Here is a 12,166-nt window from a genome sequence, read left to right as displayed (position 1 = left end):
CCCCTGGGGGAAGGTGCACACGGCGGTGAAGGAGAAGTCCCCGGAACCGTACTGGACGGCCCCGTCGCCCTCGACCGCCTTCGTGACCGTGACGTACCCGGCCTTGAAGGTGTTGGTGATGGTGACGGCAGCGGAGTCGGCCCCACCGTCGCCGACCACGAGCGTCGCCACTCCCTGGTCGTCGACCGTCACGCCGTCACCCGTGATGGCACCGGAGTCGGCACCAGCAAGGCCGGTCTCCTCCACCGTGCAGGTGGATCCCTTGAGGATGCCGCCGAGGGTCGCCTTGTACCCGTTGTCCTCGGACAGGGTGACCACACCGTTGTCGGGCAGGTCGACGTCGAGCGTCTTCCCACTCTTCTGATAGGTGCAGGCGACCTGCGCGGTGAACGGTCCGACACCGAAGTCCGCAGCCCCGGCGCCCGTGACCACCTTGGTGATCTCGAGGGTCGCGACGTCGAAGGTGTTCGTCGCCGTGACCGTGACCTCTGAGGGCTCGGACGGGTCTCCCGGACTCTTCACCGTGACCTTCTGGTCGGAGGGATCCCATTGCGTGGAGGTCGCGGCGGCGGCATCCGTCTCGGTGACCTCGCACTCGGTGCCCACGGGGTAGAGTCCGAGCCGCTCGCTGAGCGTCGACTCGTCATCGCTGGGCTGGAGCGTGAAGGAGGTCGTGTCCGACCCACCTGCGCCACCGGCGCCCGTGCCCTTGGGCCAGGTGCACACGGCGGTGAAGGAGTACGGGCCGGACCCGTAGTCCTCCGCGCCCTCGCCCTCCACCTTCTTCTGGACCGTCACGTACCCGGCCTCGAAGGTGTTGGTGATGGTCACGCCGACCGGATCATCCTGCTGGCCTCCGATGGTGACCGTGCCGTCCGAGGGTGAGAGGGCCGAGGAGTCGGCACCCGCCTGGTCGGTCTCGCTGACCGTGCACTCGGCGCCCTTGATGATGTTCGTCAGGGTCGCGCTGTAGCCGTTGGCCTGGTCGAGGGTGACCTTTCCACCATTGACGAGGCCGACCGGCGTCTCGACACCGTCCTTGTCGTACGTGCACACCACCTGGGCGGTGAACGGGCCGACGCCGAACTTCTCGGCGCCCGCTCCGTCGACCTTCTTGACGACCCGGAGGTCGCCGGAGTCGAAGGTGTTGGTCGCCGTCAGGCTGACGGCCGAAGGGGTCCCCTCGGCCGCCTGCCTGGCGATCGTCACCTTGCCGTCGGCGGGATCCATGGCGGTTGCCGTGGCGCCCGCGGACTTGGTCTCGACGGTGGAGCACTCGGTGCCGGCAGGGAAGATCCCGAAGGTCTTCGAACCGTCACGGTCGAGCGTGTAGGTCTCATCCAACAGGGTCTGCCCGTTGTAGGTGCACGTCGACTGGAAGGTGAAGGGGCCTGCGCCGTAGACGTCCGCGCCACTGCCCTCCGACTTCTTGGTCACCGTGAAGGTGCCGGCGTCGTAGTGGTTCGTCACCAGCGTGCTGACGACCTCCGCCGGGTCGGTCCCGACGTTGACCGTGGCGGAGCCGTCCTCATTGGGAGTGACATTGTCCCCCGTGATGACGGTCGAGTCCGCCTTGTCGGAGTCCGTCTCCGTGATGGTGCAGTCACTGCGGGCCGGGATCGTGTTCTCCGGTGCCTTCCACGTCTGTCCTGACGTGAGGGTGAACGTCGTCGAGTCGTCGTCCCCGAACTTCACGACCTGGCCGTCGGCTGTCGTGCAGGAGACCTCGAAGTCGAAGGGACCGAACGTGCCTGTGGTCGCCTGTGTGTCGACCTTCTTGGTGACCTCCAGGCCCGACCACTGGTAGTCGTTGGTCAGCGTCGAGATCTGTGCCGAGGGCACGTCGTTGGTGGGCTCACCCTCGTCGGACGTACCCGAGGCGTAGGTGTCGGGTGCCGTGACCTGGAGGGTCACCGAGTCGGCGGGATCGCGGGTGGTCTCACCGAAGTGACCCACCTCGCCGGTCTCGGCCACCGTGCAGGAGGCGCCCACGGGAATGCCCGGGACGCGTTGGGCCCCGTAGGTCCCGTCCTGGTTCTTCGTCAGCGTCACCAGCTTCTTCTCAGCGCCGTCGAAGGTCAGCGGAACCTCGGTCTTCCCGTCCTCTGCCGGGATCGTGCAGGCCACCTCGGCAGTGAACGAGTCCGGGGCATAGCTGGCCGCAGACCCTGTCACCTTCTTGGCGACCTCGATGGAACCGGTGCGCAGGTGCACTCCGACCACACTCGGCGCGATCGTGTGCGAACGCGTGTCGGCCCCGGTGTAGAGCAGACCGAACTGGTTCCAGGCGAACTGGTCCGTCGCAGGGACGTCGGTGGAGGCGCCACTGGCATCTGCGGCGCTCTGGGGCTCATTCCGGCTCGAGTAGGTGACGTCCGCGCCCGAGCCGGGCTTGAGCGCACCTGCTGTCGAGGTGGTGAAGTCCAGTGTGACCCGGATCCCGGTGACCTTCGTCCAGTCGGTCGTCGTGCTGGGCGTGGACCATGAGTTGTCCCCGCAGGCATTGGGGGCGGCGGGAACCGAGCCCCAGGTCCCGACGCAGGCATTGGCGTCCGATGTGACCTCGATGGTCGTCGTGGTCCCTGCCGGGGCCCCCACGACCTTCAGGTCGTCGAGGATCTGGGGACGGTACTGCGTGCCGCGGTCCGTGCCACTCGCGACCAGGTACTTGTCACCCTGGACGGGCAGCTGGTCGAAGAACTGGGCTCGCAGGACATCAGTCGTCCCCGCATTGACCATGTGGAGGATCCACTGGTCCGTTCCATTGACGGTGCTGTTGGCAGCGCAGGGGGAACGGTAGTAGCTCTGCCCGTCCGCACCGGTGAGGCTGGCAGTGCAGTCCTGGGAGGGGTCGAGCGTGTTCACGGCACCGTCCAGGGAGCCCTTCACACCCTTGACCACGTAGAGGTTCTCACCACTTGTCGGCGACACGTAGTCCGAGGTCTTGGCGCCGTTCGAGCCGTCCGGCGTGACAGGACCTGCTCCGTTCCCGGAGACGGCGTCCGAGACTCCGTCGAGCTTCTGCTCGGTGAAGACGGAGACGTTGTTCACCACCTTGTCGCCCGACTGGGGTCCGGGCTGGAGCTCCAGCCACACGCGGATCACCGCCGTCTCTCCGGGCTGCATGCGGCTCTCGCCCTGCGGCCAGGTGAAGACGAATTGACCGGCATCGCTCGCATCCACGGCTGGCGCCGTCGTCAACGATCCTGCGGACCCGTCGGAGAGCTTGCCGGCGGTGAACTGCACGGGATGACTGGGATCAGCTGGGCTGCCCGATCCGGTGTACCTGAGTGCGGCGGGGAGGGTGTCCACGACCTTCGTCAGGTCCAGGTAGCCCGTTCCCGTGTTCCTGATGGTGATGTCCCACGGAACCATGGAACCGATGCTGGCAGAACGGGTCCCGTCATTGGCGAGCTTGTCGATCGCCAGGTACGCCGTTCCCGGCGTCCAGTCGGCCTCGGCCGTTGCCGACTTCTCGTCGGACTTGTCGAGGGCACCCTCGCTCACGGCCGACACCATGTTGGTGGCATCGCCCGGGAATGCGACCTTCGCATCGCTCCCGCGCACCGTGTCACGCAGGACCACTGTGTACGTGGCTCCCGCACTCCAGTTCGGTGTCGTCGTGGAGAAGAGTGTCCCGTCGGCCTTCGTGAAGGTGAACCGGAGTCCCTGGATCTGGGAGTACTGGTCCTCGTCGACTGGAACTGTGAAGGATCCGGCGTTGCTGGCCTGGGCCGCCCCGTCCTTCCAGGACATCGCGCCATCATCCCCGAATGGTCCGTATGCGGAGACGACCACCTGGGTCGCACCGGCCGGGAAGGTGATGCCCGAGAGGCCCGTGAAGTCGAAGTTCGTCCAGAAGTCCGTCGACCCACTGCCACCGTCGGGCTGGTCCGTGATCGTGACCGTCTTGGGCGAGACCGTGGAACTCCCCTGCGTGGCCGAGAGGGTCACTGTCTGCGGGGCCTTGGGATCCACCACGGTGATGGTTCCGGGGGTGATGGTCTTGCCCGGGTTCACGTCGATGCTGCCGGAGGTGTAGTCGACCGTCGCATCGTCCGTGTCCCCGGTCTTGGTCCCCTCCGCTGTCACGGGGTCGTAGGACTGGGCGAAGACCCTGTTCTTGGAGGTCTTCAGGGTGTCCGTGTCCGGGATGAAGTTCGCGCCGGTCGTGCGCAGGGTGGCACGCACCCGGGTGTCGAGCCTGATCGTGAGATTGTTGCCCTGCGAGATCGTCCCACCGGAGACTGCGGGATCGCTCCCCTGGAAGGCCACCGAGATGCCCACGACCTTTGCCAGGTCGGTGGCGTTCATGGCGTTGACCTGGGCAGCGGTGGTCTCCACGTACGAGTACGCGCCGGTCTCGCTGCCGGGGGCACCCGGCGTGAACTCGAGCAGCCAGACCTTCGACGCGCTCAGGTCGACCTCGTCCGCGATGGAGGCCCCGATGGTGATCTTGGTGATGTCCTGACGGTTGAAGGGATTCGGTGTGCCCGGGTCGGTGTCCAGGACACCGTCCCGGACGTCGTCATTGCCCAGGAACGGGTTGGCCAGGGCTCCGGCGGCCGTCCCGTCCGACTCGCATCCCGGCAGCGCGGTGTCGTCGCACGGCGTCGGATCGGTGACACGGACGTAGGAGGCGCGCGTGACCGACGCGTTGTGGGCCGTCAGGGTGTAGCTGTTGGTCGGGTACTGGTCCGCGGGAACGGTCCCCGGCGCGGGGACCTGGATGGGGGCTGCGGCCGCGGTGTCCTTGGTGACCGCCACTGCCGGCTCCTGGTCCAGGATGCCGATCGTGTCGTCGCCCTTGTCGTGCCGGGTGCCTTGTGCGGAGGTCCCGTCGATGGCGACGCTGTTGTCGACCACGCCGGAGTCCGCAGCGTTCAGCTCGCTCTTCCCGGTGATGAAGGAGTCATCGGAACGGGTCGTGTTCCGGAGCTGCCACACGAGGTCGAAGGTGCGGTTGCTGCTCGACGCCACGACCCCTGAGCCGGGGGCCGGTGCGTACGGGTCGGTACCGGCGGCGAGGGCAGCCGTGCGTGCCGTGTCGTTGGGGACGAGGATGATGCGCACGCCCGTCGTGTCCGCCTTCTCAGTGGCGCTCAGCGTGTAGCCCTTGAAGCTGCCGTTCGCTTCCTGCCACGTGCCACCGGGAGCGGTGACCGTCTGCCACGCACCGCCGCGGAAGAGCTCGACGGACTGGACGGTGTCGTACTTGAGGAACCACCCGTTCGTGTAGGGCGTGCCCGAGACGGCGATCCCGTTGATCGCGGTGAGGTCGAAGGCGTTGAAGACGGTGTCCGCAGTCGTGCTGGGGTCGCCCGCAGGATCGGTGATCGTGACCTGGGTGATCCCGTTGCTCACCCGCCAGTTGAGGTGTGTGGTCGCCACGCCACCGGATTGCGAGGCCACGGAGTCACGGTCCCACGCCTTGCCGATGTGGACGGCCGGGCCGACGCCGCTCCATGTGGGCTCGACGATGATGCCGGTCGTGGCGTTGTCCGCGGCCTTGCCGGTGATGTCGGTTCCGTCATTCGTCGTGCCGGTACCGGTGGTCGTCGCCGCGTTGGTGTACTTGGTCGAGGACTGGGGCCCGTGATTGCCGTCTTCGTCAGCCGTGCCGTCCACCTTGTCGGTCGCGTTGCCCGTGCGTGTGGTCGCACGCGCTGTGTAGGCGATGTAGGGACGAACAGTGGTGTTGGAGGGGAACGGATCGTCCGCATTCTTCGCGAAGGTGAACCGGATGCCGGTCAGGCTGTCGGCGCTGACCCCCGAGGGGAGCTTTCCCGCGAGGGAATCAGCGTCGAGCTGGTAGAGCCAAGCGGCGTCCTGTGCTGATGCCGTGTCGAGGGTGATCCAGGTGCCATCGGACTTCTGGACCTCGATCTGCAGACTCGCACCGGCGGGCACCTGGGTGGGCTGGATCGAGGTCAGGTTGAAGGCGTTCCAGAAGCCCGACTCGGGCTTGTCGGTGCCCCAGGAGTCCTCGACCACGATCTTCGTGGGCTTGACGTAGTCGGAGCTGGCACTCGTCGTGGACTTCAGGTCCGCGACCACGCTCTGACCCGGCTCGACATTGTCAGAAGGCTTCACGTTCTTGTCGAGAGTGACATTGATGGACGGCTTCACGATGGTGAGGTCCGCATCGTCGCTGTCGGTCACGGACTGGCCATTCGCCGCTTCCGCCTCCGAGGTGGCCGTGTTGGTCGAGGTCAACTCGTCCTTGTCACCGAAGTCGGCGCGGCTGGAGGTGGCGACCCCGAACTGCACAGTGGTCTGCCCGTTGGTGATGATGCTGTTCGTGTCGGCGCTGAAGACGATGTCGAACCCGGAGATCTTCCCGCTCGGCACAGTCGGCTTCGCACCGGAGTCGAACGGCACCACCTCGGTGCCTCCTCCCAACAGGTGGTAGGTGACCGTGCCGGAGGTGGCGCCCTCAGGGTATGCGATCGGCGCTGTGAAACCGGTGAACGTCGTGGTGTCCGTGAAGAAGCCGGAGGTGTCGGAGATCGTCAACGTCTTGACGGGCGACTGCGTGTTCTTGGCCGTGATCGTCCCGGTGGTCGTGTTGCCGGCCGGGATCCTGTAGGGGGAGAAGGACTTCTCGACGTCCGTTCCCAGACCGGCGGGCGAGACCTTGTAGGTGGCGTCGTCCGTCGCCACGTCGCTCTTCGTGGATCCCTTGGCGGTCTGGGCCTGCGCGACGTTGTCGACGGACGAGGTCTTGGTGGACAGGTCGGAACCGTCGTTGCGATCCGTCGACCGCTGCACCAGATTGAGCTGCACGTCATCACCCGCGCCCGGTGCGATCGTCCCGGTGTAGGTGAAGCGCAACCCGCCGACCTGGCCCGCGGTGACGCCGGTGGGCAGGGCGTAGTCCGGTCCCGCGGTGCCGGTCACCCATGCCCAGGTGCCGTCGCTCTTCTGGACATATGCGTCGACCTGCACGGTTGATGCGCCGGCCGGCTTGGTCGTGTTCCCGAACCCGGTGAAGTCCGTGATGCGGAACGGGTTGTCCTGGGACAGAGAGGTCGCGCCGTCAGGAGCATCGGATGCCTGCGGCTCCTGCACGGTCAGGGTGTCGACCGCGACATTGGAGGCATTGTTGGAACGCAACCGGATCGTGGAGGTCGCGGTCGGGTCGAAGGTCGCCGTGGCGGGCGCCCAATCCTTGGTGATCGCGGCGGCGACGGACTCATCGACGCTCACGACCACATCTGCGGAGTCCGAGTCATCTGCGGAGTTGTCGGCGGTGCTGGTCGCGGTGTTGGTGATGGTCACCCCGTTGCGGCTGTCGTCGGGGGAGAAATCGTTGGGAACCTGGAGGGTGATGTTGACGTGCGCAGTCGTTCCGACCGCAAGTCCGCTTCCTCCGGGGAAGCTCTGGTGGAGGGAGACGGCAACAGTCGTGTCAGCGCCGACCGTGGCCGGCTGGTCAACCGTCGCTCCACCCTCGGTCCATGTCGCGACGGCGCCCACGCTCGCAGGCGTCGTCTCGACGCCCGTGATCTTGAATCCCGCCAACTGGGGAGGCAGGGCATCACTCATCGTCGCATTGACACAGTTCTGCTCGGAGCAGTTCAGGTCAATCTGGTAGGTGAAGGACTGGCCCGGCTCCAGCTGCTTCTCATCCGACCCGTCCACCGACTTGGACACGCGCAGGAACTGATCAGTGGAGGCCTGCGCGGAACGGGCAGAGGGTGTGGAACCGGTGGTGGGCGTGGCCTGTTCGGTCGTGCCGGTGGCACCGCTCGAATTCGATTCGGTCGATGTCCGTCCGCTCTGCGAACCCTCAGCGAACGACGCCGGTGCCAGTCCGGGCAGCATCATCGCCACCACGGCGAACAACGCGGCCATCACCCACGGGACACCCCATGTTCGATGCGGATCCCTGCGAAGGTGTCTCGGTGTCTGGGCATGGGCGAAGGATCCGTGGTTCATGAGCCGACTCTCACTGTGGGGGTGGCCGGTCGATGAAAGCCGACCGACTTGAAGATATTCATCCGTCACTCTGCCCCAGACATCCGCAGCATGCAAGTATTTACCATGTGACTTCTCGGTAGATGACACAACGCGACTGTCCGGCTCGCGCTACTTGGGACGTCTTCACCAACCACCAAGCCTTCCATCAGGTGGCATTGGTGGACATATCTCACCGGCGCACAAGATCAGCCCGCCACGACGGGCGGACATCCGTCCACTCAGGTCCCTCAGTAACCGGCCATCTTCTCCAGGCGCGCGATCCGCTCCGTCATCGGAGGGTGCGTCGAGAAGAGTCTCTGGACCCCACCACCCCGGAAGGGGTTGGCGATCATCATCGCCGCGACGTTCTGGTTGGCGGGGGTGGGCTGCAGCGGCACCCGGTCGGTCACCGTCTCCAGCTTGCGCAGCGCGGAAGCGAGGGCCAGGGGGTCCTGGGTGAGTTCGGCCCCGTCCTGGTCGGCGTCGAACTCCCTGGTCCTCGAGATCGACAGCTGGATCAGGGTGGCCGCCAGCGGCGCCAGGATCGCGGTGGCCAGCGCGGCGAGCGGGTTCACCCCGCCCTGCCCGTCCCTGCGCCCCCCGCCGAAGAACATGAGGAACTGAGCGATCGAGCTGATGAGCCCGCCGATCGCGGCCGCCACCGACGAGGTGAGGATGTCGCGGTTGTAGACGTGCATCAGCTCGTGTCCCAGTACCCCGCGCAGCTCCCGCTCACCGAGGATCTGGAGGATCCCCTCCGTGCAGCACACCGCCGCATGCTGGGGGTCACGTCCTGTCGCGAACGCATTGGGGGTCTGCGTGGGTGCGACCCAGATGCTGGGCATCGGCTGACCGGCGCGTTGGGACAGCTCCTGGACGATGCGGTACAGCTCGGGCTGCTCCTGGGCAGTCACCGGGTAGGCACGCATCTGGCGCAGCGCGATCTTGTCGGAGTTCCAGTACGAGTACGCGGTCGAGGCCAGGCCGACCAGGGCGAGGATCCAGATCCAGGCGGAGTTGCCCGTGCCCTGGGCGATGAGTCCCCCGATGAGGAGCAGGATCGCCCACAGCACCAGGAACAGCCCCGCCGTCTTCAACCCGTTGTGGTACCGATGATGCCCCAATTCCGTCCCCTCCACTCGTCCTTGTCAACGGTATCCGCGCCGGGGGCGAGGGGCGCGGCAGGCACAGGATTCCCAGTGATCCCCAAGGTTGGGTGTGACGAGGGCGACGTCGGTCCGCCCTCGCCGCACGCATCGACCACGGCCGGGGCGTGCACCCACCCGGGTGGTGTCCCTCAGTGGTTGCGGAGGGACTCAGGACCGGAGTAGTCCTCCCCGAAGCGCGTCACGGCATCGGGCACACCCATCTCGCCGGGACGACCGATCAGGTCGCAGGACGGCACCCCGCCCTCGCCGAGTTCTCCGCGCGAGATCTGCGTCATCGCCTCGCGGGAGACCACCTTGACTCGCTCACGGATGCCGCGCCCGCCCGGGAGTTCCCCGTAGTCGGAGCCGAGCTGCTGCTCGTAGGCGTCCAGGAGTTCCCAGCCCTGCCAGTTGGTGAAGGGGATCCCGCGCTCCTCGAGGAGGGAGACCATCGCATCGTGGCCCACCGCCTTCGTGCCCGCGTGCAGGGCACCGGCGTGTGCGTCCTCGACCAGGTGGGCGATGGTCTGCTGGGCATCGGACTTCGTCGAACCGATGAGGCCGACCGGTCCGCGCTTGACCCAGCCGGTGGCGAAGAGACCGGGAATGGTCTCGGTGGACCCGGGTTCGGTCGTCACCCGGCCCTCGACGTTGGGGATGGTGCCGCGGCGCCTGTCGAAGGGCACACCCGGCACCGGTGAGGAGTAGTAACCGACCGCCCGGTAGACGGCCTGGACGGGCCAGGTCGTGTACACACCGGTCCCGCGCACGGTCCCGTCGCCCTTGAGCTCGGTGCGTTCCGTGCGGAGGGCCCGCACGTGGCCGCCCTCGTCGGCGAGGACCTCCACGGGGGAGGCGAAGAGGTGGATGTGGATGCGCCGGGAGGCGGTGTGCTCCTCGGGGTCGACGGAGGCGTAGTTCGTCAGGGTCTTGACGACCTGTCGCTGCTGGTTGGAGGAGCGCAGTGCCTCCTCGGACCCCTCGTCGAAGTCGAAGTCCTCCTCGTCGACGATGACGTCGACATCGGGGACCTTGCCGAGCTCCCGCAGCTCCAGGGGTGTGAACTTCACCTGGGCGGGGCCGCGGCGGCCGAAGACGTGGACATCGGTGACCCGGTTCTTCGCCAGCCCCTCGGCGACGTTCGCCGGCAGCTCGGTGACCATGAGGTCCTCGACGTGCTTGGCGAGGATGCGCGACACGTCCAGGGCGACGTTGCCCACCCCCACCACCGCCACCTCGCGGGCCGTCAGCGGCCAGGTGCGGGGGTAGTCGGGATTGCCGTCGTACCAGGAGACGAAGTCCGCGGCGCCGTAGCTCTCGGGCAGGTCGATGCCGGGGATGTCCAGGGGGGCGTCGCGGTCGGCACCGGTGGCCATGATGACCGCGTCGTAGTGGTCGCGCAGGTCCTCGATCGTGACGTCGCGCCCGACCTCCACGTTCCCCAGCAGCCGGATGTCACCGCGCTGGAGGATCTTGTAGAGCGCGACGATGATCTGCTTGATGCGCGGGTGGTCGGGGGCGACCCCGTAGCGGACGAGGCCGTAGGGAGCGGGGAGACGCTCGAAGAGGTCGATGTTCACGTCGAGTCCCGATTTCGACAGGATGTCCGAGGCATAGATCCCGGCAGGTCCAGCGCCGATCACGGCGACGTTCAGTGTGGTCACGCCCGATTTCCTCCGCTCTGTGCCGTCCCACGGGGTGCGGGCCGGCCTGTCACAGCCACACCATCCTAGCGTGGGGCACCGGGAAGCTAAGGCGAGCCTCACCACGTTCGACCGTCCCGGCTGACCGAGACCGACACCGGGACCCCACGTCGATGTCACGGCGCCCCGGTGGGAACCCCGGACGGGCCTCAGAGCTTCGTGATCGGAGCCATCCGCAGCAGGAGTCGCTTCTGCCGGCCGCCGAAGTCGATCTTGGCGACGCTGCGGTCGCCGGATCCCTCCATGCTCACGACGGTGCCCCGGCCCAGGGTCGCGTGGTCGACCTGGTCGCCGACCTTCAGCTGGGGGATCTCCCGGGCGGGTGCCGCCGACCTCGTGGGTGCGGCACCCAGGCGCACGGTGCGCCCCAGCCGAGAGCCACCCACCGCCGATCCGTTGCCCGGCGTCCCGGACCCGATCACCGGGCCGCCCTCGTCCTCGTCCCGCGCGCGCCCCCTGCCCCCGGACCGGTCCCAGGAGGCGCCGCCACGCTGTCCCCCGCCCCAGGACCCCGACCCCCAGGAGCCGGGCCCCCCGGATCCGCGGCCGGAGGCGTGCAGACGGTCCATGGCGGTCGTGGAGCGCCGGACGTCGAGCAGTTCGTCGGGGATGTCGTCGAGGAAGCGCGAGGGCGGCATCTCCTGGGGCGCGCCCCAGGCCGAACGCACCGCCGCGCGCGTGAGGTACAGCCGCTTCCGGGCACGCGTGATCGCCACGTAGGCGAGCCGCCGCTCCTCGGCCAACTCGGACTCCTCACTCAGGGAGCGCTGGTGGGGGAAGGTCCCGTCCTCCATCCCGGTGACGAAGACGACCGGGAACTCCAGCCCCTTGGCGGTGTGCACGGTCATGAGCGTGACCGAGCCGGAGCGCTGGTCCTCGGCGGGGACCTGGTCGGAATCCGCCACGAGTGACACACGCTCCAGGAAGTCCACGAGGCGCCCCTCGGGGACCTGCTGGTGGAAGTCCTCGGCGACGGAGTGGAGTTCGGCCAGGTTCTCCACCCGGGACGCGTCCTGCGGGTCCTCGGAGCGCCTCAGTTCCTCCAGGTAGCCGGTGTGGTCGAGGACCTCCTCGAGCACCTGGCCCGGGGTGCCACCCCCCGCCTCCAGACGGCGCAGCGTCTCCAGCAGTCCGTAGAAACTCGCCACGGACGCGGCGGCGCGCGGGGCGAGACCCAGCACCGCGGGGGCCGACTCCTCCTCCGGAGCGGGCTGTGGGACCGGCGCGGGCTGTGGGACCGGCGCGGCCGCGTCGGTGGCCGCGTCGGTGCCCGTGTCGGTGGCCGCGTCGGTGCCCGTGTCGGTGGCGGCGCCGGTGCCGTCGACGTTCGGTGCGGCACCCCCCGCACTGACC

General features: G+C 67.7%; 4 protein-coding genes. All 4 read right to left on the bottom strand.

Annotated elements, in window-relative coordinates:
• Nucleotides 1-7,857: DUF5979 domain-containing protein (locus tag TA90_RS10035; protein ID WP_043536119.1), on the bottom strand; the 7,857-nt coding region annotated here is incomplete at its 3' end.
• A gap of 353 nt (nucleotides 7,858-8,210) precedes the next feature.
• Nucleotides 8,211-9,086: a zinc metalloprotease HtpX gene (gene htpX, locus TA90_RS10030; protein ID WP_043536121.1), complete on the bottom strand. Its 876-nt coding sequence runs from the start codon at nucleotides 9,084-9,086 to the stop codon at nucleotides 8,211-8,213.
• Between the two features lie 173 nt (nucleotides 9,087-9,259).
• Entirely contained in the window at nucleotides 9,260-10,774 is a 1,515-nt protein-coding gene (locus TA90_RS10025) for an FAD-dependent oxidoreductase (RefSeq protein ID WP_043536118.1), read from the bottom strand.
• 188 nt (nucleotides 10,775-10,962) lie between these two features.
• Nucleotides 10,963-12,166 (bottom strand): 3'-5' exonuclease (locus TA90_RS10020; protein WP_187120130.1); only part of this gene is annotated, 1,204 nt, incomplete at its 5' end.

Origin of the sequence: Actinomyces polynesiensis (genome assembly GCF_000820725.1) — a bacterium.
In the GTDB taxonomy this organism is placed as follows: Bacteria; Actinomycetota; Actinomycetes; order Actinomycetales; family Actinomycetaceae; genus Pauljensenia; species Pauljensenia polynesiensis.
This window is presented reverse-complemented; position numbering and strand designations above follow the sequence as displayed.